General features: G+C 62.9%; 31 protein-coding genes. 18 read left to right on the top strand and 13 right to left on the bottom strand.

The annotated features are described in order from the left end of the window. Positions 1 to 12: 12 nt before the first annotated feature. The 4 genes from JQ575_RS15390 to JQ575_RS15375 all read right to left on the bottom strand — a co-directional run bounded on the left by JQ575_RS15390 (position 13) and on the right by JQ575_RS15375 (position 4,325). A complete protein-coding gene (locus tag JQ575_RS15390; protein WP_212034085.1) occupies positions 13 to 1,305 on the bottom strand; it encodes a TRAP transporter large permease in 1,293 nt (430 codons plus the stop codon). A gap of 1 nt (position 1,306) precedes the next feature. Continuing rightward, complete coding sequence (locus JQ575_RS15385) at positions 1,307 to 1,807, bottom strand: TRAP transporter small permease (RefSeq protein ID WP_212034084.1); 501 nt, start codon at positions 1,805 to 1,807, stop codon at positions 1,307 to 1,309. Between the two features lie 104 nt (positions 1,808 to 1,911). After that, entirely contained in the window at positions 1,912 to 2,829 is a 918-nt protein-coding gene (locus JQ575_RS15380; protein ID WP_212034083.1) for a TRAP transporter substrate-binding protein, read from the bottom strand. 137 nt (positions 2,830 to 2,966) lie between these two features. Further along, positions 2,967 to 4,325, bottom strand: a complete 1,359-nt coding sequence (locus JQ575_RS15375) for an NAD(P)H-dependent oxidoreductase (protein ID WP_212034082.1) — start codon at positions 4,323 to 4,325, stop codon at positions 2,967 to 2,969. Between the two features lie 285 nt (positions 4,326 to 4,610). On the opposite strand from JQ575_RS15375, the gene JQ575_RS15370 reads away from it, so the two are divergent. Beyond that, positions 4,611 to 5,516 carry a LysR substrate-binding domain-containing protein gene (locus JQ575_RS15370; protein ID WP_212034081.1) on the top strand — a complete coding sequence of 302 codons (906 nt, stop codon included), beginning with the start codon at positions 4,611 to 4,613 and terminating at the stop codon, positions 5,514 to 5,516. A gap of 25 nt (positions 5,517 to 5,541) precedes the next feature. Here JQ575_RS15370 and JQ575_RS15365 read toward each other — a convergent pair whose 3' ends face one another. Next, on the bottom strand, positions 5,542 to 6,000 hold the full coding sequence (locus JQ575_RS15365) for an SRPBCC family protein (protein ID WP_212034080.1): 459 nt from the start codon (positions 5,998 to 6,000) through the stop codon (positions 5,542 to 5,544). Between the two features lie 118 nt (positions 6,001 to 6,118). Between JQ575_RS15365 and JQ575_RS15360 the strand changes: the two genes are divergently transcribed. The 7 genes from JQ575_RS15360 (at position 6,119) to JQ575_RS15330 (ending at position 11,156) form a co-directional block, all read left to right on the top strand. Beyond that, positions 6,119 to 7,204, top strand: coding sequence for an adenylate/guanylate cyclase domain-containing protein (locus tag JQ575_RS15360; protein WP_212034079.1), 1,086 nt, complete (start codon positions 6,119 to 6,121; stop codon positions 7,202 to 7,204). Positions 7,205 to 7,284: 80 nt separating this feature from the next. Beyond that, positions 7,285 to 7,638: a helix-turn-helix transcriptional regulator gene (locus JQ575_RS15355; protein ID WP_212034078.1), complete on the top strand. Its 354-nt coding sequence runs from the start codon at positions 7,285 to 7,287 to the stop codon at positions 7,636 to 7,638. Between the two features lie 12 nt (positions 7,639 to 7,650). Beyond that, positions 7,651 to 8,181, top strand: coding sequence for an SRPBCC family protein (locus tag JQ575_RS15350; protein ID WP_212034077.1), 531 nt, complete (start codon positions 7,651 to 7,653; stop codon positions 8,179 to 8,181). A gap of 51 nt (positions 8,182 to 8,232) precedes the next feature. Continuing rightward, positions 8,233 to 8,979, top strand: coding sequence for a DUF899 domain-containing protein (locus JQ575_RS15345; protein ID WP_212034076.1), 747 nt, complete (start codon positions 8,233 to 8,235; stop codon positions 8,977 to 8,979). Between the two features lie 97 nt (positions 8,980 to 9,076). Then, positions 9,077 to 9,340 carry a hypothetical protein gene (locus JQ575_RS15340; RefSeq protein WP_212034075.1) on the top strand — a complete coding sequence of 88 codons (264 nt, stop codon included), beginning with the start codon at positions 9,077 to 9,079 and terminating at the stop codon, positions 9,338 to 9,340. 53 nt (positions 9,341 to 9,393) lie between these two features. Beyond that, positions 9,394 to 9,819, top strand: a complete 426-nt coding sequence (locus JQ575_RS15335; RefSeq protein ID WP_212034195.1) for a GFA family protein — start codon at positions 9,394 to 9,396, stop codon at positions 9,817 to 9,819. A 95-nt stretch (positions 9,820 to 9,914) separates the two neighbouring features. Beyond that, positions 9,915 to 11,156: an MFS transporter gene (locus JQ575_RS15330; protein WP_212034074.1), complete on the top strand. Its 1,242-nt coding sequence runs from the start codon at positions 9,915 to 9,917 to the stop codon at positions 11,154 to 11,156. A gap of 76 nt (positions 11,157 to 11,232) precedes the next feature. Here the strand turns inward: JQ575_RS15330 and JQ575_RS15325 are convergent, their stop codons facing one another. Continuing rightward, positions 11,233 to 11,670, bottom strand: a complete 438-nt coding sequence (locus JQ575_RS15325; RefSeq protein ID WP_212034073.1) for a VOC family protein — start codon at positions 11,668 to 11,670, stop codon at positions 11,233 to 11,235. A 250-nt stretch (positions 11,671 to 11,920) separates the two neighbouring features. Here JQ575_RS15325 and JQ575_RS15320 point away from each other — a divergent pair, with 250 nt between their 5' ends. The 5 genes from JQ575_RS15320 (at position 11,921) to JQ575_RS15300 (ending at position 17,424) form a co-directional block, all read left to right on the top strand. After that, the gene (locus JQ575_RS15320; RefSeq protein WP_212034194.1) at positions 11,921 to 13,105 is read left to right on the top strand and encodes an aminotransferase class V-fold PLP-dependent enzyme; all 1,185 of its coding nucleotides are present in this window, start codon (positions 11,921 to 11,923) and stop codon (positions 13,103 to 13,105) included. A gap of 139 nt (positions 13,106 to 13,244) precedes the next feature. Then, on the top strand, positions 13,245 to 13,595 hold the full coding sequence (locus tag JQ575_RS15315; protein ID WP_192739734.1) for a Lin0512 family protein: 351 nt from the start codon (positions 13,245 to 13,247) through the stop codon (positions 13,593 to 13,595). A 69-nt stretch (positions 13,596 to 13,664) separates the two neighbouring features. After that, positions 13,665 to 14,999 (top strand): amidohydrolase, encoded by a 1,335-nt coding sequence (locus tag JQ575_RS15310; protein WP_212034072.1) that lies wholly within the window; start codon positions 13,665 to 13,667, stop codon positions 14,997 to 14,999. A 6-nt stretch (positions 15,000 to 15,005) separates the two neighbouring features. Further along, positions 15,006 to 16,721 (top strand): dihydroxy-acid dehydratase, encoded by a 1,716-nt coding sequence (locus JQ575_RS15305; RefSeq protein ID WP_212034071.1) that lies wholly within the window; start codon positions 15,006 to 15,008, stop codon positions 16,719 to 16,721. 22 nt (positions 16,722 to 16,743) lie between these two features. Continuing rightward, positions 16,744 to 17,424 (top strand): GNAT family N-acetyltransferase, encoded by a 681-nt coding sequence (locus JQ575_RS15300; protein ID WP_212034070.1) that lies wholly within the window; start codon positions 16,744 to 16,746, stop codon positions 17,422 to 17,424. Positions 17,425 to 17,432: 8 nt separating this feature from the next. Here JQ575_RS15300 and JQ575_RS15295 read toward each other — a convergent pair whose 3' ends face one another. Next, the gene (locus JQ575_RS15295; RefSeq protein ID WP_212034069.1) at positions 17,433 to 18,065 is read right to left on the bottom strand and encodes an HAD hydrolase-like protein; all 633 of its coding nucleotides are present in this window, start codon (positions 18,063 to 18,065) and stop codon (positions 17,433 to 17,435) included. A 21-nt stretch (positions 18,066 to 18,086) separates the two neighbouring features. Beyond that, positions 18,087 to 18,923: an SDR family oxidoreductase gene (locus tag JQ575_RS15290; RefSeq protein ID WP_249166665.1), complete on the bottom strand. Its 837-nt coding sequence runs from the start codon at positions 18,921 to 18,923 to the stop codon at positions 18,087 to 18,089. Between the two features lie 113 nt (positions 18,924 to 19,036). On the opposite strand from JQ575_RS15290, the gene JQ575_RS15285 reads away from it, so the two are divergent. Further along, on the top strand, positions 19,037 to 19,741 hold the full coding sequence (locus JQ575_RS15285; protein WP_212034067.1) for a glutathione S-transferase N-terminal domain-containing protein: 705 nt from the start codon (positions 19,037 to 19,039) through the stop codon (positions 19,739 to 19,741). A 77-nt stretch (positions 19,742 to 19,818) separates the two neighbouring features. Here the strand turns inward: JQ575_RS15285 and JQ575_RS15280 are convergent, their stop codons facing one another. Next, positions 19,819 to 20,436: a TetR/AcrR family transcriptional regulator gene (locus tag JQ575_RS15280; RefSeq protein ID WP_212034066.1), complete on the bottom strand. Its 618-nt coding sequence runs from the start codon at positions 20,434 to 20,436 to the stop codon at positions 19,819 to 19,821. A 64-nt stretch (positions 20,437 to 20,500) separates the two neighbouring features. Between JQ575_RS15280 and JQ575_RS15275 the strand changes: the two genes are divergently transcribed. Continuing rightward, the gene (locus JQ575_RS15275) at positions 20,501 to 20,914 is read left to right on the top strand and encodes a VOC family protein (protein WP_212034065.1); all 414 of its coding nucleotides are present in this window, start codon (positions 20,501 to 20,503) and stop codon (positions 20,912 to 20,914) included. Positions 20,915 to 20,947: 33 nt separating this feature from the next. On the opposite strand, the gene JQ575_RS15270 is transcribed toward JQ575_RS15275, so the two are convergent. Further along, a complete protein-coding gene (locus tag JQ575_RS15270; protein ID WP_212034064.1) occupies positions 20,948 to 21,505 on the bottom strand; it encodes a disulfide bond formation protein B in 558 nt (185 codons plus the stop codon). A gap of 7 nt (positions 21,506 to 21,512) precedes the next feature. After that, positions 21,513 to 21,671: a DUF5993 family protein gene (locus JQ575_RS15265; RefSeq protein ID WP_212034063.1), complete on the bottom strand. Its 159-nt coding sequence runs from the start codon at positions 21,669 to 21,671 to the stop codon at positions 21,513 to 21,515. Between the two features lie 117 nt (positions 21,672 to 21,788). On the opposite strand from JQ575_RS15265, the gene JQ575_RS15260 reads away from it, so the two are divergent. Beyond that, positions 21,789 to 22,157: an ArsC family reductase gene (locus JQ575_RS15260; RefSeq protein ID WP_212034062.1), complete on the top strand. Its 369-nt coding sequence runs from the start codon at positions 21,789 to 21,791 to the stop codon at positions 22,155 to 22,157. Between the two features lie 83 nt (positions 22,158 to 22,240). Here the strand turns inward: JQ575_RS15260 and JQ575_RS15255 are convergent, their stop codons facing one another. After that, complete coding sequence (locus tag JQ575_RS15255; RefSeq protein WP_212034061.1) at positions 22,241 to 22,864, bottom strand: hypothetical protein; 624 nt, start codon at positions 22,862 to 22,864, stop codon at positions 22,241 to 22,243. Positions 22,865 to 22,868: 4 nt separating this feature from the next. Then, positions 22,869 to 23,471 (bottom strand): PAS domain-containing protein, encoded by a 603-nt coding sequence (locus JQ575_RS15250; RefSeq protein WP_212034060.1) that lies wholly within the window; start codon positions 23,469 to 23,471, stop codon positions 22,869 to 22,871. Positions 23,472 to 23,842: 371 nt separating this feature from the next. On the opposite strand from JQ575_RS15250, the gene JQ575_RS15245 reads away from it, so the two are divergent. Continuing rightward, on the top strand, positions 23,843 to 24,598 hold the full coding sequence (locus tag JQ575_RS15245) for an ABC transporter ATP-binding protein (RefSeq protein WP_212034059.1): 756 nt from the start codon (positions 23,843 to 23,845) through the stop codon (positions 24,596 to 24,598). Beyond that, positions 24,591 to 25,334, top strand: coding sequence for an ABC transporter ATP-binding protein (locus tag JQ575_RS15240; protein WP_212034058.1), 744 nt, complete (start codon positions 24,591 to 24,593; stop codon positions 25,332 to 25,334). The genes JQ575_RS15245 and JQ575_RS15240 overlap by 8 nt, the downstream gene beginning before the upstream one ends. The last annotated feature ends 11 nt before the right edge of the window (positions 25,335 to 25,345 follow it).

Below are 25,345 nucleotides of genomic sequence, written 5' to 3'. Positions count from 1 at the left end.
GATTCGCTGCGTCTACTGGCCGTAGCCCACAAGCAGTTTCGGCAGCCACAATACCGTCGCGGGAAACAGCGAGATGATGATCAGTACCGCGAGCCCGGCGCCCAGGAAGGGGCCGAGTTCACGGCTCTCTTCCTCCAGCTTCACGCCGGCGAAGTTGGCGCAGATGTAGAGCAGGATGCCGACCGGTGGCGTGATCAGCCCGAGGCAGAGGTTGAACACCATCACCAGCCCGAAATGGACGAGGTCGATGCCGACGGCCTGGACCACCGGCACCAGCACCGGGATCAGGATGAACATCGCCGGCAGCGGCTCCATGAAGATGCCGATGATGAGCAGGAAGACGTTGATCATCATCAGGATGATCGTCGGGTCCGAGGAGAGGGAGCCGATCCAGACCGCGAGTGCGCGCGGCGTGCCGGAAACCGCGAGCAGCCAGCCGAAACCCGATGACAGCGCGATGATGAACATTACCAGCGCGGTGTCGAGGGCGGTCTGGATCAGAATCGGCCAGATCGTCCTGAGGCTGAGCTCCCGGTAGACGAAGAAGCCGATGAAGGCGGCGTAGACCACGGCGATGGTGGCGCTCTCGGTGACCGTGACGATGCCGCCGGTGACGCCGATCAGGATGATCACCGGCATCATCAGCGCCCAGCTTGCCGGCAGGAACAGCCGCGGAATCTGCCGGATCGGTACGGCTTCCGAGACGGGGTAGTTGCGCTTCACCGAAATCCAGTAGGCCGCGACCATCAGCGACAGCGCAAGCAGGATGCCCGGCACGATGCCGCCGAGAAACAGCGCGATGATCGAGACGCCTTTTCCTGCGGACAGTCCGTAGATGACCAACGGAATCGAGGGCGGGATGATCGGCCCGTTGACGCAGGCTGCCGCCATCAGCGCCGCAGCGAAGCCGCCGCCATAGCCCTGCTTCTTCATCGCCGGGATCAGCACCTTGCCGAGCGCCGAGGCATCGGCAGCCGCCGACCCCGACAGGCCGGAGAAGATCATCGCCGCCGTCACCGAGGTCAGCGCCAGACCGCCGCGGAACCGGCCGACCATGGCGTCGGCGAGGTTGATGATCTGGTGGGTGATGCCGCCGCCATTCATCAGGTTTCCGGCCAGGATGAAGAAGGGGATCGCGAGCAGCGCGTAGGAATCGGCGCCGACCAGCGTGCGCTGCGCCAGGATCGACATCGGCAGCGAGCCATGGGCCAGGATCGCGCCGATGGTGGCGAGCCCCATCGCGAAGGCAATCGGCACCGACAATGCGAGCAGCAGGAAGAAGCCGCCGATCAGAACGGTGCTCATCTCAGAAATCCCCCGCGAAGCCGTCAGGCTGACGCTTGGAGGGATCGACGATCTTCTCGATGAAGTAGAGCATCATCATCGCGCAGGAGACCGGCGCCGAGAAATAGAAGAAGGCCGGGGTGATATCGAGCGCGCCATAGGTGTTGGGCAGGACGTCGATCGAGAGCTTCAGGCTGTAGATGAACAGCACAATGATGAAGGTCAGGTTGGCGAGTTCGATCACCCAGAACATCACCTGCTGGGCGCGTCCCTTGAGCATGCCGATGAACATGTCGACGCCGATATGCAGCTTTTGCCGGTAGAGCACCGCCGCGCCTATGAAAGTGATCCAGATGAACAGGATGTTGGAGACCTGCTCGATCCAGGCAATCGGTGCGTTGATGACATAGCGCCACCACACGGCGGCGAGTGTGATCAGCACGATCGCCGCGACGCAGAGCCCGAGCGCGAACTTGGCGATCTCGGTGATGACGTCCGATAGCCTGCCGATGAGCGCCTTCATGCGGGATGCTCTGCTGTCAAACAAGAATTGCCTTCTGGTACGCCGTTAAGCGCCGCTTCGGCCGTGGACCGAAGCGACGCGCATCCGCAGCAAGTCTGAGCGCGTCAGGCGATCTGGCCGATGCGGTCGGCCCATTTCTTGCCGGCCGGAAACTCGGTCGTCAGGCTCTTCACCGTCGCGGTGAAGGCCGCCTTGTCGACCTCGGAGATCACGATCTTCTTGGCCTTGATCAGTTCCAGGACGCGGACGTCGTCGGCGATCACCTTCGGCCGCATCTCGGCTTCCATGTCGCGCGCGGCCTGATCGACGGCCTGGCGCAGCTCCGGGCTCAGTTTCTGGTAGGCCTGTTCGCTCATGAGGACGCAGTTGTCCTGCATCATGTGCTCGGTCAACGACAGATGGGTGTTGGCGTCGAAGATGCCGGAATTGTAGGTCAGGCCCATCGGGTTTTCCTGGCCGTCGATCACGCTCGACTTCAGGGCCTGGAAGACCTCGGGGAAGGGAAGCGGGGTAGGCGAGGCGCCGAACAGTTCGAAGGTGCGGCGCCAGAGCGCGGTTTCCGGCACGCGGATTTTGAGCCCCTTCATGTCGGCGGGCACTTTCACCACCCGGTTGCAGGAGAGCATGCGCGGCATGCGCGGGATGGCGCCGAGCGGCCGCAGCTTGGATGTCTTGGCGATATCATCCTGGTATTCAGCGCGCATCGTGTCCCAGACGCGATCCTTGTGGGCGACGTCCTTGAACAAATAGGGATGGGTCCAGACCTCTGCCGGGCGGTACCAGCCGGCGACCACGCCCTGGCCCGGCGTTGCGATCTGGATCGCGCCCTGGAGGACGGCCTCGACATGCTCGCGTTCGCCGCCGAGCGCGCCGCCATGGTGGCCGGTGATTTCGATCTGGCCCTTGCTCAGTTCGGCAACGCGCTTGCTGAAGAAATCGAGGCTGATGCCTATGAAATCCTGCTGCGAGGCTGCGCTGGCGCCGATCCAGCTGAGCTTCTGGGCCCTGAGCACGCCCGGCATGCTGATCAGCGCCGCGCCGGGAAAGACAGCTTCGTCCCTTGGTCGTCATGGTTAGTCCTCCTCGGTTGTGGTTCGGCCCGTTGTTCGGGCTCTGCGGCGATGACGGGGCGCCACGGCGCACCCCGTCATGAAGTCGGTCAGGCGACGCGGGTGTTGGGGCGCGCGAAGGCGGCCTCCATCTCGCGCCGGACTTTTACGGCGAGATTGGCGGGGTCGTACGCGACATCGCTCCATTTCAGGCGCTGGCCTTCGGCGATGTCGGTCTTGAGCTTGACGTTGTGGGCGAGCCCGAGCGGCAGGTAACCTTCATCGAGCGAGGCCGAGGCGGGTGTCTGCTTGCCCCAGACGCAGAAGCCGCCTTCGCCGTCCAGCATCTCGCCGGCTTTGAGCGCGCGCTTGGCGGTGGCGACGACATCCGAGTTGAACATGATCGGCGCGCCCGTCGGCTCCTTGCGCAGGGCGGCGGAGGCGACCGAGATGCCGAGTTCAAGCCCGATCATGTGGATCGGCCGGTACAGGCAGGAATACTTGCCGGTCTTGTCCGGCAGCATGCTGTACTCGCGGAAGCACTCCTCGCTATAGGCGCTATCGCTCTCGAACACGACATAGGTCCCCATGACGAGGCTGTTGGGGACATCGGTGCCGTCGCGGTAGACGGAGGAGGTGACCTCGGTAACGCCGCTGCGCTCCAGGACGCCGCCGTCCGATTTCGGCTTGCATATCTCGGCGTGCTCGAAACGTGTCGCCGGCGGGAAGGAGAGGCCGTTTGCCTGCGCATGAAGGCCGGTCGCATTGCAGACGGCGGTCATCTCGATGCCCGATTTGGTGCCGTCGACGAAGCTGTTGAACATCTTCGGATTGATCGAGTTGCGATCCTTGATCTTCATGTACTTGTCGAGGATGTCCCAGACCGTGTCGGGGGTCGACTGGTGGTAGGTCGGGTGGTAGCGCGTGCCTTTGCCGGCCGACACCACCTTGAAGCCCGCGGCGCGCGCCCAGTCGACATGGTCGGCGATCAGCGCCGGCTGGTCCCCCCACGCGAGCGAATAGACCACGCCGGCCGCGCTCGCCTTGCGGGCCAGGATCGGGCCGGCGACGGCGTCGGCTTCGACATTGACCATGATGATGTGTTTGCCGTGCTCGATCGCTTTCAGCGCGAAGCGGATGCCGGCACCGGGATCGCCCGTCGCTTCGATGACGACCTCGACTCCGGGATGGGTGACCAGCTTGTCACCATCGTCGGTGATATGCGTCGCGCCATTCTTGAGCGCGTCCTCGATCGAGGCGGCCGCATATTGCTCCTGCGGCCAGCAGGCGAGCTGCAACTGCGAGCGGGCGCGCGCGGTGTTGAGGTCGGCGACGCCGACGATGTGCATGCCGTCGGTGTTGCGGGCCTGCGAGAGGAACATCGTTCCGAATTTTCCGGCGCCGATGATGGCGACCGTGACCGGCCGTCCGGCCGCCTTCCGTTCCAGGAGCATGCGATGCAGGTTCATGTTGGTGCGCCTTCCGCCTTCGGCCGATCGATGATCGGGCCAGCCTCATCCAGTGAGGAATCGACGGAAACAGCCATGCCGTTCCGCCTACTTGGCGGCGTACAGCGATCACCAGGGGCTTGCGCCGCCTGCCGATGTCAGCCCCCACTATGGCGGGTGACGTCTCTTCCCGATCGTCAGCAGCTTCATTTGATGAGCTGCATTCCTCATTTCTGCGTGCTAGCATGAGCAAATGGAGCAATAAAAGCGAATAAGGATGCCTGAATCGATGAGCCGTATTCGTCAATGATTGGCGAGTTGCCGCCCCTGCAGTGGCTGCTGACCTTCCGCGCCGTGATGGAAACCGGCAGCTTTGTCGGTGCAGCCAGGCTGTTGAACCTGACGCCTTCGGCGATCAGCCATCAGATGCGCGCGCTGGAAGGCACGCTGGGGCGCCCGCTGTTCCTGCGCGTCAAGCGCACTGTCATTCCGACCGAGGAGGCGCTGACCTACAGCGCATCGATAGGCGAGAGCTTCGCCCGGCTCGTGACCGCAACCAGCCGTGTCGCCTCCGGCGCCGGCGTGCGCCGGCTCCCGATCCACGCCTCGCCAAGCTTCGCGACGCTTTGGCTGGTGCCACGGCTCGGCCAGTTCCTGCGCGAGCACCCGGCGATCGACATTGCGCTCTACGCCAGTCACGAGCCGGCGCGGCTCGGCCAGGACGGCATTCTGGTCGATATCCAGTATGCGCGTCCGGTGCCGGAATCCTGCGAGGCGGTGCCGCTCGTCGAGGAGTTGATCGTGCCGCTGGCGAGCGCGAGCTTCGTCGACGAGCACCGATTGACGAGCCCTGCCGATATCGCCCGCGTGCCGCTGATCCACTCGCTGCGTTGCGTGGTGCCGTGGGACCAGTGGTCGGCCAGGCATGCGCGGCTGGTGCCGCTCAATCCGCGCGGCCTGCAGTTCGACCGGGCCCATCTTGCACTTGCGGTCGCCGCGGACGGGCTGGGCCTCGCTCTCGAATCGACCTTGCAGGCGGGTGACCATCTGCGCCGAGGCGCGTTGATCATGCCTTTCGGGCCGCTCGGCATTCCTGCCGTCGCTCACCGATTGCTCTATCGCCGCGAGGATCGCGCCAATCCGGAAATCATCGCCTTTGTTGACTGGATCACCGGCATGCTGGCGCAGGAACGCCATTCCGAATGGCGGTGAAGAATGGATTGACGTGCAGGATGGATCACGCCGCGCCGCGCGTGCCGTTCGGGCCCCGATCGGGACCAGGATCGCGGCCGGCGGCGGCTGATGTCAGCCGGCCGAGATAATGCGCCCAACCCTTGTCATGGCTGGCGCGGGTCGCCTCGTTGGGAAGGCCGCTATGGGTCATGCGCAGCAGCGTGCCGCCATCCTTCTCGATCAGATCGATTTCGATCAGGCTTGATCCCGGCGGCACCTCGTCGTTGGTTTCCCAACCAAAACTGTAGGCGAGGCGGTGCACCGGCACGACTTCACGAAACGCGCCGCGCGCCGTGGCGCTGCCGACGCCTTTCAGGAGATAGAGTCCGCCCGGATGCATCTGCGTCGTCGCCTCGGTGCCCATCCACTGCACGATCTTGTCGGGATCGGTGAGGAAGGCGAACACGCTGGCGCGGGGCGCCGCAATGTGGGTCTCGCGCTGGACGACGAACGCTTCAGTCATCGAAAACCTCGTTGATCGTTGGCATGAAGAAGGTGCAACCGATGCGAACATATGCCCGCGGGCGGATTTACCAAGGGCGGTTGATGACAATGATGCGCCGCTGCCACATGATCGGCCCATGCAACTCAATTCGACGCTGACATGGCTGGTGGATGCGGCGGGCGCTTCACCGGGTGCGGACCGGTTCCTTGCCGAACTCGGTGCGCATTTGATCGCTGATAATCTGCCGCTCGCCGGCGGTGCCCTGACGCTCGCGGTTCCGCATCCGATCATTGCGCGCCGCACGTGGTTGTGGCGGGCCGAGAACGGCGTGGTGATCGAGGCGGTGGGTTTTGCGCCGGCAGGTGCAGGACAGAAGGATTCCGCTGGCGATGCAGGTCGACGTTGGCTGGCCGGGCTCACGGGCGGAATGGTGCATGAAGACGTCGTGGGCGCGGGACCAGATGGACCTGTGCTTGGCTGGATCGCTCCGCACCCGTTCGCGGAATCCGAGATCGGTCGGCTGCGCGAGGTCGCCCGTTTTGCCGCAGCACCACTCGCAGCCCTTTCAGCGCGCGCGACGCTGACCGCAACGCTCGAGGCCTATCTCGGCCGGCGTAGTGCGGCGCGCGTTTTGGCGGGACCGCTGCGGCGCGATGTCGGCGAAACCATCCGTGCCGCGTTGCTGTACGCCGATTTGCGCGGCTTCACTGCTCTGTCCGAAAGCAATCCTCCCTCGGCGGTCATCACCGCGCTCGATGCCTGGTTCGATTGCATGGCCGGCGCCGTTCACGCCTTTGGCGGCGAGGTGCTGAAATTCATCGGTGACGGCATGCTGGCGATCTTTCCAGTCACTGGGGAAAAACTCGGCGATGCCTGCAACGCGGCGCTTCGTGCAGTTACATCGGCGCAAGCCGGCATGGCGCATCTTGATGGGATCAGGCGAGAGCAGGGGTTGCCATCGCTGGCGTTTGGCGCGGCGCTGCATCTCGGCGAAATCCTTTGGGGCAATGTCGGCGCGGCGGACCGGCTGGATTTCACCGCGATCGGTCCCGCCGTCAATCTGGTCAGTCGGCTCGAAGGGCTTTGCCGGCCGCTCGGCCGGACGGTTTTGATTTCCGGTGCGGTCGCCGCCGAGACCACCGCAAAGTTGATCCCGCTCGGAACGCATCCGCTGCGCGGCATCGCCGCTCCCTGCGACGTCTACACTGTGCCGGACGGCTAGCCTCGGAACCCCAGAACTCGATCACAAAGAAGTTAAACCGATCGGTTGACAATTCACTTCGGGCGACTATGTTAAACCACATGGTTGAACAACAAGCCCATCTTGATGCCGTCTTTCATGCGCTGGCCGACCCGACCCGACGGGCGATGCTCGGCCAGCTCGCGGAACGCGAACTCACGATCGGGGAACTGGCGACCCCGTTCAGCATGAGTTTCGCGGGCGCTTCCAAACATGTGCGGGTGCTCGAGAGTGCCGGCCTTGTGACGCGCACGATCCAGGGCCGAACTCATCTGTGCCGCCTGCAAGCGGCGCGGCTCGCCGAAGCCAATGAGTGGCTGCGGCGTTACGAACGCTTCTGGAATGAAAAACTCGACACGCTGGAATCCCTGTTGCGCGCCGAAGACGAAGCGGCGGCAAACAAAAGCAAGACGTGAAGGAGTGGAACGATGGATGCGAAGACACCCGATGCTTACGGCACGCTGATCGAACCCACCACGCTGAAGATCCAGCGGCTGTTGCCCGGTCCGATCGAGCGCATCTGGGCCTATCTCACCGACAGCGAGCTGCGCCGCAAATGGCTGGCGGCAGGCGCGATGGAGATGAAGGTCGGTGCACCCTTCGAATTCGTCTGGCGCAACGGCGAGCTCAACGATCCGCCAAGCCCGCGGCCGGCCGATTTCCCCGTTGAGCACCGCATGCAAAGCCGGATCACCGAACTCGATCCGATGCGCAAGCTTTCCATCGCCTGGAACAACAGCGGCGACGTGACGTTTGAATTGGAGCCAAAGGGGCAGGGCGTGCTGCTGACGGTGATCCATCGCCGCCTGCCCGATCGCTCGACCCTGCTCAAGGTCGGCGCCGGCTGGCATATGCACCTCGATGTCCTGGTCGCCCGCGCATCGGGCAAGGAGCCAGCGCCGTTCTGGCAAGGCTGGAGTCGTCTGCGAGACGAATACGACCGGCGGCTTCCGGCCTGACGCCGCAGCACGACGCGTAACGCAAGCACCGCAACCAACAGGAGGCTAGCTATGACTCTAGCAATGAAGACTCATGTCGTTTCGGCACAGGAGTGGGAAGCCGCACGTCAGCAGATGCTGGTGAAGGAGAAGGCAAATACCCGCGCCCGTGATGCGCTGGCCGCCGAGCGCCGGCGGATGCCGTGGATGGCGGTGGATAAGAGTTACGCGTTCGAAGGACCCGGCGGCAAAGCGAGCCTGGCCGATGTGTTCGATGGCCGCCGCCAGTTGATCGTCTACCGTGCCTTCTTCGAGCCCGGCGTCCACGGTTGGCCCGAACAGGCCTGCCGCGGCTGCTCCATGGTGGCTGACCAGGTCGCCCACGTCGCTCATTTGAACGCCCGCGACACCACGCTCGCCTTCGTTTCGCGCGCGCCGCAGGCGGACATCGCGCGGCTGAAGAAGCGGATGGAATGGAAGATGCCCTGGTACACCATCACCGACAGCTTCGACAAAGACTTCGGCGTCGACGAATGGCACGGCACCAACGTGTTCGTCCGCGACGGCAACAAGATTTTCCGGACCTACTTCATCAACAACCGCGGCGACGAGCAGATGGGCGGCACCTGGAACTACCTCGACATCACGCCGCTCGGCCGCCAGGAAGTCTGGGAGGATTCTCCGAAAGGCACTCCGCAGACGCCGACCTACAAATGGTGGAACTGGCACGACAGCTATGTCCCCGACGCCGCGCCCGACAAGAAATGGGTCGAGGTGTCGGACGCCGGCGAAGCCGCGATGCGGAAACAAGCCGGCTAGCCTGAGACGTGAAGCATCACCCGCTCGCGCACCGTGCTGCGCGAGCGGTGCCCGGACAGGTAGGGGCGCAACAGCGCTTTGCTGCAGGAGAATAACCATGAGTGAGACGCATGTCGTCACACGCGGCTCCCGCGCGGCCGCGATCGGCGCCGCCGATTTTCTATACCTCACCGCCGCGCCGACGTTTGCGATCATGGCGCTGCTGACTTCCGTCTACGGCAGAGGATCGCTCGATGCGTTGTGTTCGGGTGCAGCGCCGCTGAGCGGAATGGTCCCGATGTACTTGTTGATGAGCGCATTCCATTTGGCGCCATGGCTCAAGCTGATCTCTCGCCGGCGAAACGGTGTCGCCCAGTGCTGATCCTGCTCTCGAAATCCAGATTACCTCGCATCACCCCAACGAAAAGGAACAACATGAGCAAAGCTTTTACCGGCGGCTGCGCCTGCGCCGCGATCCGCTATGAAATTTCCGCCGAGCCCGTCTTCATGAACCACTGCCAATGCCAGGACTGTCAGCGCAGGAGCGGTACCGGGCACGGCTCCTATCTGACCTTCATGGGCAGGAAGGACGTGAAGCTGGACGGCCGGGCGGCACATTGCGACGTCGTCGGCGACAGCGGCAATGTGAAGACGCACAGTTTCTGCCCGGCCTGCGGGGCGCCGGTCTATCTGACATTTGCGGCGATGCCGGATCTCTTCACCGTGCATGCGGCGAGCCTCGACGATCCCAGCCGGTTCAAGCCGCAAGTCGTTACCTACGCGATGCGCGGCCACGCCTGGGATGATCTCGATCCAGCGTTGCCGAAATTCGACAAGATGCCACCTGCTGCCAGTTCCTGAACTGGCCACGGTCATTAAAAAATTATCCGGCGGCATGTCGCCTTTGGCGCTTCTCGTACGTCTTGAACAAAGAAGCGCCAAAACGGAGATTTGTAATGGACCATTCTCGCTATCGTTGGGTGATCGTCGCGGCCGGCGGCACGCTGGGCTGCGTCGCGGTCGGGGCGATGTTTTCCCTGCCGGTGCTGCTGCAATCGATCACGCGCGATACCGGCTGGTCGGTCGCAGGCGTATCGAGCGCGATGACGATCGGCTTCCTGGCGATGGCGTGCTGCAGCATGCTGTGGGGCAATCTGTCCGACCGGTTCGGGCCGTTGCCGGTGGTGCTGACGGGATCGACCGTACTCGCGGCAAGCTTTTTGCTCGCCAGCCAGGCGACTTCGCTGCTGGCGTTCCAGTTCATCTTCGGCGTGCTGGTCGGCGGCTCGATCGCGGCGATCCTGGCGCCGATGATGGCCTGCGTCACCGGCTGGTTCGACACCCGCGTGAGCCTTGCGGTCTCGTTGGTGTCGGCCGGCATGGGGATCGCGCCGATGACCATGGCGCCGCTGGTGGCCTGGCTGGTCTCGGGCCATGACTGGCGAACGACGCTGCAAATCGTAGCCCTTATCGTTGCCGTCATCATGATTCCGGTATCGCTGCTGGTGCGGCGTCCGCCGGCGCTTGCCGCCGCCAGCGCCACGGCGCCCGCGAATGGCGGGCCGCAGGCGGAGATGTCGGTGGGCGAGGCGGTGCGATCGCCGCAGTTCATCATCCTGCTGCTGACCAATTTCTTCTGCTGCGCCACCCATTCGGGACCGATCATCCATACGGTGAGCTATGCCGTTAGCTGCGGCATTCCGCTGATCGCGGCGGTTTCGATCTACAGCCTCGAAGGCTTCGCAGGCCTCGGCGGCCGTATCGGCTTCGGCCTGCTCGGCGACAAATTTGGCGCCAAGCGTGTTCTGGTGGCCGGATTACTGGTGCAGGCCTTCGGTGCGCTGGCCTATGTGTTCGTGCGCGATCTCGCCGCGTTCTATGCGGTGGCGGCGGTGTTCGGCTTCATCTATGCCGGTACCATGCCGTTATATGCCGCGATCGTGCGCGAGAATTTCCCGTTGAAGATGATGGGCACCGTGATCGGCGGCACCTCGATGGCGGGCAGCCTCGGCATGGCCACGGGGCCGGTGGCCGGCGGTCTGATCTACGACACCTTTGCCAGCTACACGTGGCTGTATGTCGGCTCCTGGGCCATGGGACTTGGCGCATTCCTGATTGCGATGACCTTCAAGCCGTTCCCCAAGGCGAATCCGAACGTGGACAAGGCGCAAGCGGCGCCGATGCCCGCTTCGGCATAGTCAGATAAACCGGCCCGGGCGCGTGTTGGCGCGCCCGGGGTTCATTGTTAGCTTGATCGCCTTGCTGTGTCAGGGTTTAGCCGGCAAACGCCTTGTCGAGGTCGGCAATGACGATCTTTCGCATCTTCATCATGGCCTGCATGGCGCGATCGGCCTTCGTTCGATCGGGATCGCCGAGGTAACGACCGAGAGCCGTAGGGATCACCTGCCAGGACAGGCCGAATTTGTCCTTGAGCCATCCGCATTGCGATTCCTCGCCGCCGTCGGCGGTCAGTCTGCTCCAGAAATAGTCCACCTCTTGCTGGGTCTCGACGCTGATGAAGAAGGAGATCGCCTCGTTGAATTTGTATTTGGGACCGCCATTGAGGGCGTTGAACTTCTGCCCCTCGAGTTCGAAACTCGCCATGAAATCATTGACGACCTCGACCTTGGCGTTGGGAAACACCGATTTGTAGAAGGCGACGGCCGCGGGGACGTTGTTGTCGAACCAGAGGAACGGCGTAATGGAAGTCATGACAAATGTCCTTGTCGGTTGGGGTGAATCGGCAGGCTCGGTGATTTGGAGGGAAACGGTGGTCCGCGCGGGGTCGACAGGCAGATTTGCGAGGATTATTGGGCCGTCGTCGGCGTGGGCTCATCGGGTGGACGAACGAGGGGACGGGATTCCGACACGGTCTGTTTCTTTTTTTCACAATGCCCAATCCACCCCTCCGGGGGCAGCTGGTCTGATAGGCTTCCTCAGTTCGTCTGAAACCGGATTGCTCATGTCCATTGATCTTGAACGTCTTCGCGCTGAGACGCCCGGTGTTGTGAACCGTGTCCACCTCAACAATGCCGGCGCCGGCCTGATGCCCTTGCCGGTGCTGCAGGCGATGACAGACTACCTCAGGCGAGAGGCCGAGATCGGGGGCTACGAGGCGGCCGCAGAGGCTGCAGCACGCCTTGACGGCGTTTACGACAGCGTTGCCGGTCTGATCGGCGCCGCCAGGGATGAGATTGCGCTGACCGAAAATGCCACCGTGGCGTGGCAAATGGCCTTTTACGCCCTGCTGCTGCGCGCCGGCGATCGCATCCTGACCGCGCGGGCCGAATACGCGGCGAACTACGTTGCGTTTCTGCAGGTCGCCAAGCGCACGGGAGCGGTGATCGAGATCATCCCTGATGACGCAAGCGGCGTGCTGGATGCGCAAGCGCTGGAGCGGATGCTCGACGATCGCGTGCGTCTGATCGCGATCACCTGGGTGCCCACCAATGGGGGCCTGGTGAATCCCGCGGCTGACGTCGGCCGTATCGCACGGGCGCACGGGATTCCCTATCTGCTCGACGCGTGTCAGGCCGTTGGACAGATGCCGGTCGACGTAGCGGCGCTTGGCTGCGACATGCTTTCGGCGACGGGACGCAAGTTCTTGCGCGGTCCGCGCGGGACCGGATTCCTGTACGTGCGCCGCGAACTGCTCGGCAAGCTCGAGCCACCGATGATCGACCATTTCGGCGCGCCGTGGGTGGCGCCCGATCGCTACCAGCTGCGGGCCGACGCCCGTCGCTTCGAGACCTGGGAGAACAACTACGCCGCAAGATTAGGGCTGGGTGTCGCGGTGGACTACGCGCAAGCGATCGGAATCGAGCCGATCGCCGCGCGTTGCCGCACCCTGGCCGGCCGGCTGCGCACCGGGCTTGGCCAGATTCCCGGCGTGACGATCCATGACCTCGGACCGCATCCGGCGGCGATCGTGACATTCTCCGTCCCTGGTTTTGAGGCCGATGCCGTGAAGAGGCATCTGGCCGGCGCGGGAATCAATGTCAGCACGTCGGACCCAGCGAGCACGCTGCTCGACGCGAAGCGGCGTGCATTGCCTTCGATCGTGCGCGCCTCGCCGCATTATTACAATACCGAGGACGAAATCGATCGACTGACGACGGCTGTTCGGAAGCTCAGGGATCGCCGGTGATCGGTTTGCGCGTCTCGCCGCTTCAAGAAAGAGCGGGTTGCTTCGTCGCTTTCAGTCGGCCACTTGCCTTCGGACCGCCACGGCGCGAAACTCTGCGCCGAGACTGATCCCCCCGCACTCCAACGAAAGCAAGAACCTGATGGCACGCGTGCGCTGTATTACCGAAATGGGTATGGGCGTTGATGTTCATGGCCGCGACGCCACCAAGGCCGCGAAGCGCGCGGTCTCGGACGCGATCCGCCACTCCAGCCTCGGCTTCTTCCGGATGCTGGGCAAGACCGCCAACGATATGTACGTCGATGTCACCATCGCCGTGCCGAACCCCGAGGCAGTGGATACCGCGGCGGTCGCCAAGGAATTGCCCTATGGCACCAAGACCGTGAAGGCGATCGCGGGCGGGCTCGAGATCCCGTCCGATCTGGGCAACGATCCTATCCTGATCGCCAACGCTGCCGTGATCGTGAGCTTTGACGACGGGAAAACCGGGTAGACTCCCAAGCGGCCGTCGTCCAAGCTGCCGATAAGAGCAACACCGGGGAAACAAGGGAGCGTCACCGTCATGAAGCACTTTGCCAGGTCATTGCTCGTGTCATCGGCGCTCTGCGCATTTACGCTCTGGCCCGCGCATGCCGAGTTGGACGTTCCCGCGCTCAAGGCCGCGATCGAAAAATCGTTCGAAGCCGACTATCCAAAGCTCGATGCGCTCTACAAGGACCTGCATGCCCATCCTGAACTCGCCTTTCAGGAGGTAAAGACCGCGGCAAAACTCGCCGCCGAGATGCGCGCACTTGGTTTTGAGGTCACCGAGAAGGTCGGCAGGACCGGGCTGGTCGCGATGTACAAGAATGGTGACGGCCCCACCATTCTTGTGCGCACCGAGCTCGATGCGCTGCCGATGGAGGAGAAGACCGGCCTCGACTATGCGAGCCGTGAAAAGACCACCTGGAACGGCCGCGAGACGTTCATCGCGCATAGCTGCGGCCATGACATCCACATGGCGAACTGGGTCGGCACGGCCAAGACACTGGTAGGTATGAAGGATCAGTGGAAGGGCACCTTGATGTTCATTGCGCAGCCCGCCGAGGAAATCGTGCAGGGCGCGAAGGCCATGCTGGACGACGGCCTGTTCACGCGATTTCCGAAGCCCGATTTCGCCTTTGCGCTGCATGCCGGCGGCGTTCCCTACGGCAATGTCAACTATCGCGTCGGCGTCGGCTCATCCACTGTCGACGGCCTCTATGTCAAGTTCCGTGGCCGCGGAGGTCACGGTGCGATGCCGCAGCTGACCATCGATCCCGTGATGATGGCCGCGCGCTTCATCGTCGATGTGCAGAGCGTGATCAGCCGCGAAAAGGATCCGACCGAATTCGCAGTCGTCACCATTGGGTCGATTCATAGCGGCACGGTCGGGAATATCATCCCGGACGAGGCGACGCTGCTGGGGACGATCCGCACCTTCAAGCCTGCGGTGCGCAACAAATTAGTGGCGGGTATCGAACGGGTGGCGAAGGCCGCCGCGGAGATGTCGGACGCGCCGCCACCGGAGGTCAGGATCGCGGAGGGTACCAAGGCCGTGATCAACGATCCTGCCGTGGTCGCGACCGCCGAGAAGGTGCTGAAGGCGGCGTTCGGCGAAAAGCTGAGGCTGACGCCCGCGAACACGACCAGCGAGGATTTTTCCGAATTCGCCGGAGCCGGTGTGCCGTCGATGATGTTCAATATCGGCGTCTACGAGCCGGAGCGGTGGATGGCGGCAAACAAGGCCGGGACGCCGCTGCCTGGCAATCATTCACCGCTGTTCGCACCGGTGCCGAAACCGACCATTCAAACCGGTGTCACGGCGTTGACGCTCGCCGTGCTCGGCGCGTTTGATCAGCATGCAAGGGGCAAATAAACAATAATGGTTGAAGACAGCAGCACCTACTGGAAGAAAGCCCGCGTCGAACTGCGTGCCGCCGGCTTCGAACCGGATCGCGCCGCGAAGACCAGCGCGGTTGTGACGATTGCGAGCGCCTATACGAATGCGCATCGCTGCAACAACCGCGTACGTACGATCACGGATTTGCTCGTCGAACTTCTCGCTGAACGAGGCGGGCAGGGGCTGATCGTGGGGGCGCCTGCGGTGTCGGACGCGCTGACGCAGGGCACGCCGACGGCAGGCTACAGCCTGGCGTCGCGTGACGTCGTCGCCGATTGCTTCGAGATCGGCCACTACGCGCACCATGGCGACGCCATGATCGTGATCTCCGGCTGCGACAAGACCGGGGCTGCTGCGCTGATGCCGCTGGCGCGGACCAACGCGTTCGGGCTCGTGCTCTATCCCGGCACCAGCTCGCCGGGGCGGGTGTCGTTCGGGGCGTGGGCCGCCAAGGGCAACAATCTGACCATCATGGATTACGCGGAGGCGCGCGCGGCCAACGATTCCGGCCGCATCTCGTCGGAAGAGCTGATCGAGATCGAGCGCAACGTGATGCCCGGCAGCGGCACCTGCGGCGCGATGTTCACCGCCAATACGATGAGCACGATTGCGGAAGCGATCGGCATGATGCTGCCGCGCGGCGCCTCGCATCCGGCCGACTACCACGCCGGCAGCGATATCCATGCCGACGTCCGCGCGCAGGCCCGTGCCTCGGTCGACGCGCTGTACCGGCTGATCGAGGCCGGCATCCGGCCGCGCGACATCATGACTGAGCGCGCGTTCGAGAATGCGATCACCACCGTCTACGCGATGGGCGGTTCGACCAACATGTATCTGCACTTGCTCGCGGTCGCGCGCGAGGCCCAGGTTCCGGTCGGCATCGAGCGCATCCAGGCGGTCGGCGAGCGGGTGCCGCTGCTGGCCGACCTGCAGCCGCATGGACCCTTTGCAATGGGAAGCCTGCATGCGATCGGCGGCGTGCCCATCGTGATGAAGGAGTTGCTGCGTAACGGCCTGCTGCATGGCGACGTCATGACGGTGACCGGCAAGACGCTGGCGGAAAATCTCGCTGATGTGCCGACGCTGGAGCAGATCGGTCCGCAGAAGATCGTTTCGCCGGTGGCTAGTCCCGTCGCGCCGCCGAACAACCACATCAGCGTGCTGAAGGGCAATCTCGCGCCGGAAAGCTGCCTGCTCAAGCTGTCGGGCAAGGCGCTCGACAACGGACAATTTCGCGGCACGGCGCGGGTGTTCGAATCCGAGGCCGCCACGATGGCTGCGATCCGCGCCGGCGAGATCGTGGCCGGCAATGTGATCGTGGTGCGCAATGTCGGTCCGGTCGGCGGACCGGGCATGCCCGAAATGGTGATGCTGACCATCCAGTTGCAGGGGCAAGGCCTCGGTGAGGATGTCGCGCTCATTACCGACGGGCGCTTCTCCGGCGTCTCGCATGGCATCCTGATCGGCCATGTCTCGCCGGAAGCGGCGCGTGGCGGGCCGATCGCGGCGGTCCGCGACGGCGATATCATCGTGATCGATCCCGGCGCGCGCACCGTCACCCTCGACGTGCCGCCCGAGGAGATCGCCCGGCGGATGGCCGACTGGAAAGCGCCTGACGCGGGGCGGGTGCGGCGCGGCTCGGTGCACGACAAATACATCCGGCTGGTGTCGTCGGCGCATTATGGCTGCGTGCTTTGAGCGGACTTGTGTCGGCAGAACCATGACCCATCCGCTCGACCGCCCGATCTGGAACGCATTGATGACCCGGCAGCAGGCGCTGGCGGAAGGTGGCGCCGTGGCGCGCCGCTTCCCGCTGACGATCGCGCCGTTCGCGGACATGGTCGACATGTCGCCCGGAAGTTTTGCCGCCCTTGGCGCGCTGATGTCCGGATCGGAAATCGCCGTGCTGTTTACGTCAGACGCGGTGACCGCGCCGGATCAATTCAAGACGCTGCTCGCCGATACTGGTGAGCAGATGATCGGCACTCCCAGGGAAAGCTCACTTCCGGGCGTCGAGATCGTCACGCTCGGCGTAGCCGACGTGCCCGAGATGATCGCGCTGGTCGAGTTGACAAAACCCGGCCCCTTCAGCACGCGAACGCATGAACTTGGAACGTTCCTCGGCATCAGGGTCGATGGCCAGCTCGTCGCGATGACCGGCGAGCGCATGAAGCCCGGCAATTACACCGAGATGACGGCGGTCTGCGTGCACCCGGATCACCGCGGCCGTGGCTATGCGCAAGCGCTGCTCGGCGCCGTCGCTCGCGGAATCGTTGATCGAGGCGAGATTCCGTTCCTGCATGTGTTTACCAGCAACACCTCAGCGATCGCGCTCTATCAAAGGCAGGGCATGGAGATCCGTCGTCGCCTGCATGTGACGGTGTTGCAGAAAAAGGCGTGACCGTTCAATCAGGCGATCGTGAGCTTTTGTTTGAGCTCGTCGAACGTATGGAAGAAATGCGTCGGCCCGGATGCCTGCAGCGCGACGGGCAGGGCGTAGCCCCAGGCGACCGCGCCTGCATCCATCCCGGCGGCCCTGGCGGCTTCGATATCGCGGAGTTCGTCGCCAATGCAGAGGACTTCGGAAGGACTCGTTCCGAGCTGCCGCGCAACGCGCTTGAATTTGTGATGCTTGCCGAAGAGCGAGGCGCCGCAGTCGAAGCGCGAGATCAGCGCCGCGGAAGGACCCAGGACCTGGCGTACCGATGCTTCGCTGTCGGAGCTGACGATTGCGGTGTGGATGCTGATGCTCCGCAGGTCGGCCAGCAATTGCGGGACGCCGTCGAACAGCGATATCTGGTTTGCGGCCGCAAACTTGCGCCGCCGCATGTCGCGCGAGATGGCCGGCAGCTTCCACATCGGCATGTTGAGGCGGGCGATGATTTCGCGGGCCGACCGTCCGCGCAATCCCTCCAGTTCCTCGGCGCTGACGGGCGCGAGATCAAACTTCTCGATCAGGTCCTGAAAAACGGTTCGAAACCAGGGAAGCGAGTCGGCGAGCGTGCCGTCGAAATCGAAAATGGCAAGGCGATAGCGGGGCATGTCGGCTTCGCGATCCCGCCTTTACTTCGCGCCGCCGAAATAATCCGGCTTGCCCGTGGTCCAGGTCTCACCCCAGAGCTGACCGCCGCCGTCGACCGTCAGTGTTTCGCCGGTGACGAATTTGCCGGATGGGGCGGCGAGGTAGACGCTGGCTTCCGCGATGTCCCACGGCGAGCCCGCGCGCATCATCGGGTTCGAGCGAGGATAGGCGGCGCGGGCTTCCGGCGTGTAGACGTTCCAGCCCTCGGTCTCGATCGCGCCGGGCGCCACGCAATTGACGCGGATGTTCAGCGGCGCCCATTCGACCGCAACGGCGCGAGAAAGCCCGATCACGCCGGCTCGCGCCGCGATTGAATGCGCGATGCCGTAGAGGCCATGTGTGGTGACGACCACGATGTTGACGATGCTGCCCGGATGCTTGCGGTCGCGCCAGCGCTGGGCGGCGGCCTGCATCATGTACCAGGTGCCGTTGAGGTTGGTGTTGATGACCGTGTTCCAGCCCTTCACGGAAAAGTCGATCGCGGCTTGCGGGAACTGCCCGCCGGCGCTGTTGACGAGAATATCGAGGCGGCCGTGGGCGGACCAGACGGCGTCGAACAGGGCGTTGACCGCATCGGGCTCCCTGATGTCGGCGAGATGCGCCGAGGCTCTCAGGCCGCGACCGTCCATTTCGGCGACAAGCGCATCGAGCTTGCCTTGATCGCGCCCGGCCACTGCGACATGCGCGCCGAGCCGCGCAAACAGCCAGACGATCGCCCGCCCGATGCCGCCGGCGCCGCCGGACACAAGCACGACCTGGTTTTTCAGCGCATCGGCCGCGAACACGGTCGGGTGAACCGCGAGCTCCGCGTCGGTCATGCCGAGTTTCTCAGCTGTTGCACGATCCGTCATTGGCGATGCCGACCCTTGTTATGCGCGGCAACGTTCGTACATTACCGGCGCAACAACAACCACGAAAAGAACGAGTTTCAATGTCCGATCTTTCCGCCTTCCCAATTACAAAACGCTGGCCCGCCAAACATCCGGACCGCCTTCAGCTTTATTCGCTCCCGACACCGAACGGCGTCAAGATCTCGATCATGCTCGAAGAGATCGGGCTGCCTTACGAAGTGCATCTCGTCGACTTTGGCAAGGACGACCAGAAAACGCCGGAATTCCTCTCTCTGAATCCGAACGGAAAAATCCCGGCAATCCTCGATCCCGACGGCCCCGGCGGCAAGCCGCTCGGCCTGTTCGAGTCAGGCGCGATCCTGCAATACCTCGCGGAGAAGACCGGCAAGCTGCTGCCGGCGGACGCCGCGCGCCGTTGGCAGACCATTCAGTGGGTGCACTTCCAGATGGGCGGGATCGGGCCGATGTTCGGCCAGGTCGGCTTCTTCCATAAATTCGCCGGCAAGGAGTTTCCCGACAAGCGGCCGCTCGAGCGTTATGTCGCGGAGTCCAAGCGCCTGCTCGACGTGCTTGAGACCCATCTGGGCGGCCGGCAGTGGGTGATGGACGATGAATATACCATCGCCGATATTTCGATGCTCGGCTGGGTGCGCAACCTGATCGGTTTCTATGGTGCGCGCGAACTCGTCGCGTTCGATAGTTTTAAACACGTGCCGGCATGGCTGGAGCGTGGTCTCGCGCGGCCTGCCGTGGAGCGCGGCCTGAACATTCCAAAGCGGCCGTAAGCAACTGGATGTTTCGCAACGCGCTTGCCAAAAGCGGGCGGTTAACACCGCTCGACAGCCTTCGAGTGAAATGCCTTTCACGCGGGCCGATGGCCGGTCGAAGTCAATCTCTCGGCGACAAGGCCATCCATCAGTTGCTTCAGCGCCATGTCGTAGTCGGAAAAGTTGCCGCCTGCAGCGATGGCGATAGCCGCCCGGTCGAAAGCCGCAGAGAGGATATCGGCCACCGCGATGAGCGAGATTTCAGGCGAGGGGCGCATCGCCGCTTCCAGACCATTCAACAAAGTTCGGCGGCCATGTTTGGCATCGATGGCGTCCACGGTTTCGAAACCCAGAACGGCGGGCGCCTCGATTAGGATCAGACGTGTTCGTCCCTCCTTCTGCATCGCGCGCAAGTACGCTGAAGCTCCTGTATGGAGCATGTGCATCGGAGCGTCTGCAGGCGAAGCAGCGTCCTCGATCTCGGCGGCAACAGCGGCGGACTCAGCCTCGACCAGGGCGAGATAGAGTGCCCTTTTGTCCTCGAAGTGATGGTAGAGCGCACCCCGGGTCACTCCCGCTTGCTTGGCAATCTCGGGCGTTCCGGTTGCCGCATATCCCCTTGCGATAAAAAGTGTTTTGGCCGCTTCAAGCACTCTCCCACGAGTGGTCGCGCTGCGGTCGATGTTGCTCCTGCGTCCTTTTGTCATTTGCATGCATGCAGCCTGTATGTTTATGTTTGCATACAGACTGTATGTTTTTTAGCCGCGGAGAACAAGGATGCAGATCACGAGCTATTATCCGGTACTGATGGTCGACAATGTCGCCGCGACCTCGGCATTTTATCGAAGCCACTTTGGTTTCGAGCCGGCGTTCGAGGCGGACTGGTACGTCCATCTGCAATCGAAAGTGCAAGAGAACGTTGCCCTGGCGATCCTGGCAGGCGATCACGACACGATCCCCGCAAAAGCGCGCGGCTCTGCGCGCGGTGTTCTGATCAATTTTGAAGTTCAAGACGTCGATGAGGTCTATGGCAGGCTTCGTGCAGCCGGGCTGCCTATCCTGCTTCCGCTCCGCGATGAGCCCTTTGGTCAGCGGCACTTCATCACTGAAGATCCCAACGGCGTATTGATCGATGTGATCACGCCGATTCCACCATCAGCCGAGTACCTGGAGTCTTACGCCAAGAACTGATCCTGATGGCGGCGATTCTGGTTCGGCAAACCGCTACACTCCCCGTTTGAGCAATTCATATACAACCGGGTTGTCGGCGCATGCCCCAAAGCCGCATTCCAAAAGCGTCGTCACCACGTTCGCCGCCGTCAGGGCGATCACGAGCCATACGGCGGCCTGCGCGAACAGGCCGCCGGTCGGCGGCAATACCCCGCCATCATCTTTGAACTGCCGGTCGAACAGCAGCACCGCCGCGAGCAGCACGATGGCGGCGATGAAGCCGATCAGGGCCCAAGTGTAATAATGATAGCCGAGCAAGGCCGAACCGTAGCCCGCGTCTCCCGGCATGATGTGCAGCAGCACCTGCCGCGTCGAGGCCACAGCGCCGGCAACCGCTGCCAATAGCGACAACGCGTAGTGGCTGGGGCGCGGCCCGAAGCGGATGTTCAGGATCGGGCCGATCGCCAGCATCGCGAACAGGATGCGTTGCAGCAAGCACAGCGGGCAGGGCAGTTCGTGCAGCAGCAGTTGCGCCGCGAACGCCGCCGCCAGTACCAGCGCGACGGCGTAGAGGCTGAGCGCATTCAGGGTGATGGCGCGGGTCTGGGTCATGCGCGGTTCAGAACGACAGTTTCAGCGTATCGGTCGCATGGTGCAGATAGGTCGCGACGCAGGCGATCATCGTCGCGGCGTACAGGCCGAGCGCAAGCGCGCGTGAACCGCGCCAGGCAACCAGCATTGCGACGCTTGCTGCCAGAAACAAAAGGGTGAATTCCATGCGGGGCCTCACCTGTGGGTGACACGTCAGTCTATGATGGATTCGCTGATCTGCATTGTATAAAAACCTGCGGACGCTCCGCCAGGAGCGAATGGCGCCAATCCGGAATGTATTGAAATGCCCATCACCATCTACGGCATCAAGAATTGCGACACGATGAAGAAGGCCCGCACTTGGCTCGACAGCCACGGCGTCGGGTACGATTTTCACGACTACAAGACTGCGGGCATCGCCAAGGACAAGCTCATGCAATGGTCCGATGAACTCGGTTGGGAAACCCTGCTCAACCGCGCCGGCACGACCTTCCGCAAGTTGCCGGATAGCGACAAAGAAGGGCTGAACGAGCGCAAGGCGCTGGCGCTGATGCTGGCGCAGCCCTCGATGATCAAGCGGCCCGTGCTGGATCTCGGCGGCAAATTGCTGGTCGGGTTCAAGCCGGATATTTACGCCAAGGAAGTGGCGTCGAAGGGCAAGCGCAAGGCCTAGATTCCTGGTTTGACGCGTTTTCATTACGCGAACCGGTGCTCACCCCAGATCAAGTCCGACGGGATGCTTCGTTCGAAAAGGCGTTAGTCGAGCTCGACCACTGCGTCGGACAGTTGTCGGCTCGGCTGATGAGGCACAAAGTCGCGATCGATGATTGCCCGGACCAGGATGACAGGAACGGCTTTTGGCCTCAGTCCCATCAGATTGTTGATCTTGAAGCCGCCCTCAATGCTGATGCTCTTGTAGGAGCCGACGATCTGTTCGACGGCATCGCCACGACCGAACGGCATCAGGAGCCGCTCATAGGACACGTCCTTGTCGTCGGCATCCTGCACGGTTGAAATCGAATAGGCCGGCCGCCTGTGCTTCAGGCAAGCGCGATACAGGGCAATTACGCGGGCATACCGTTCAGGCCCGAGGGCGTCGTCGAGGTAGCGATTGATGCGCTCAGCCGGGCTGAGATGGTCGCTGCCATAAGTGGCGCTTAATCTGGCGCCTGCCTGGGTAATCAGGAAGCGCGCGCCGTCGCCGTCGCCTTCGACGTCATATCCCATCATGTCGGACTGTTCGTCGCCGACGCGGTCCGGACAAAAATCATCGATAAGGGGAAGAGGCTGCTGTTTGCTTGCGGCACGCAGCCACGCATTCAGGAGCTCGCGCTGCTTGATCGACCTCACAACCGAAGGATCGGCACTTTCGAATTCCATTGCCCTAGCCGAATTCGAGCACGTCGCCAGACGGAATGCGGCCGGGCGCGCGATGGAAAAGATCGCGGTCGATGATGGTGCGAAGCTTGGGCACCGGCAGCTTGTCGCTTCCGCGCATCAGATTCCTGATCTCGAAACCGCCATCCTCGCTGATGGTCTTTAGCGATGCGATGATGTGGGTGACGTTGCCGTCGTCGGAGAACGGCAGCAGCAGCCGCTCATAGGCAACGATTCGCCCGTAGATGTCGTCGATATTGGCGATGGTGTAGGCGGGGAGGCGGCGGGCGATGCTTTCGTAATAGACCGGGATCACGATCGGTGCGAGCCTTGCGCCAAGATACTCGTCCAGATAGCGGCCCTTGCCGGTGTGGCCATAGGCGCTCGACATCCGCGTGCCATCGCTCTGGATTATCAGGCGCGGCGGCTGAGCGCCGCTATCGACATCCAAGAAAACAAGGTCGGGGAGTTCATCCTCCATCCGCGCCGGTTGAAATTCGTCCATGCGCGGCAAGGCCTGATCGCGGGCAAAAAGCCGCAGCCAGGTATTCAGCAAATCGCGCTGCTTGATCGATTTGACGATTGATGGGTCGGCGCTTGCAAAATCCACGGCCGCGATCCCTGCCTGACTAAATCGCGAGATGATCTGCCCCGGGCGGTAATATTCTATGAAACGGCCCGATTGCAGCAAAACACCGTTAACGCTGGCTTTCCGGTGCGCGGGTACGGCGGAAAAACGCTCTGGCACCCTGCCATTCGCGCGAGCCGTGCAATTCGACTAAGGGCGAATTTGGAACCGGCACTAATGCTTTGGTCTGGCCAAGCTTTCCGCCTTGCCTAATCCGTGCCGTTGACGGCATATTCCGCCCGGAGGCGGCAGGTCCGGGACGGTTTCCAAGGCGTCCGGGAGAACCTGCCCGACAAGGGAAAAATTGGCCGCGCGCGAGGGGACTTCGCAGCGGGCTGATGGGGGAAGTTTGTTTGGCCGATGAGATCATTCTCGAAACCCACGGATTGACCAAGGAATTCGCGGGTTTCTTCGCTGTTCGCGACGTTGCTCTCAAGGTGCGTCGCGGCAGTATTCATGCGTTGATCGGGCCGAACGGCGCCGGCAAGACGACATGCTTCAACCTCCTGACCAAGTTTCTGAAGCCCTCGGCGGGCCAGATTCTGTACAAGGGGCAGGACATCACTGCGATGGCGCCGGCCGACGTGGCCCGCCTCGGGCTGGTGCGTTCGTTCCAGATTTCGGCGGTGTTTCCGCACCTCACGGCGCTGGAGAACGTTCGGGTCGCGCTGCAGCGCCAGCACGGCAGTTCATTCGATTTCTGGCGCTCCAAGAGCGTGCTCGATCGCTTCAACGGCCGCGCCCATGAACTGTTGAATGATGTGGGCTTGAGCGAGTTCGCCAACACGCCGGCGGTCGAGATGCCCTATGGGCGCAAGCGCGCGCTCGAAATCGCAACTACGCTGGCGCTCGATCCGGAGATGATGTTGCTCGACGAACCGATGGCCGGCATGGGCCACGAGGACATCGACAAGATCGCGGCGTTGATCAAGAGCATCTCGGCGAAACATACGATCCTGATGGTCGAACATAATCTCTCCGTGGTGGCGAACCTTTCCGATATCATCACGGTACTGACGCGCGGTCAGGTGCTGGCGGAAGGCAATTATGCCGATCTGTCCAAGGACGAGCGCGTCAAGGAAGCCTATCTGGGGGCCGGTCATGGCTGAAGTAAAGATGGCGGAAGCCCCTACAAAGACGACCGGCACGCCGGTTCTCTCGGTTCAGAACCTGGAGGCCTGGTACGGCGAGTCCCACATCCTTCACGGCATCAATTTCAACGTGAATGCCGGGGAGGTGGTGACGCTGCTCGGACGCAACGGTGCCGGCAAAACCACCACGCTGAAATCGGTGATGGGAATCATCGGCAAGCGCACCGGTTCGATCCGCTTCAACGACCAGGACATTACCCGCGCCGCATCCGACAAGATCGCACGGATGGGCGTTGCCTTTTGCCCGGAGGAGCGCGGCATTTTCGCAAGCCTCGACGTGCGGGAAAACCTGTTGCTGCCGCCGATCGTGCGCCCCGGCGGCCTGTCGCTCGATCAGATCTTCGAGCTGTTTCCCAACCTGAAGGAGCGCCTCAACAGCCAGGGCACCAAGCTTTCGGGCGGCGAGCAGCAGATGCTCGCGATCGCCCGGATCCTGCGTACCGGTGCGCGGTTCCTGATGCTGGACGAGCCGACCGAGGGCCTGGCACCCGTTATCATCCAGCAGATCGGTCACACCATCGCGCGGCTGAAGTCGGAAGGTTTCACCATTCTGCTGGTCGAGCAGAATTTCCGCTTCGCCGCGACGGTGGCGGATCGCTACTACATCGTCGAGCACGGCAAGGTCATCGACGGGTTCGCGAATTCGGAATTGCAGGCCAATATGGACAAGCTCCACACTTATCTTGGCGTCTGATCGGTTTAGTT

The sequence above is a fragment of the Bradyrhizobium sp. JYMT SZCCT0428 genome (genome assembly GCF_018131075.1).
In the GTDB taxonomy this organism is placed as follows: domain Bacteria; phylum Pseudomonadota; class Alphaproteobacteria; order Rhizobiales; family Xanthobacteraceae; genus Bradyrhizobium.
This window is presented reverse-complemented; position numbering and strand designations above follow the sequence as displayed.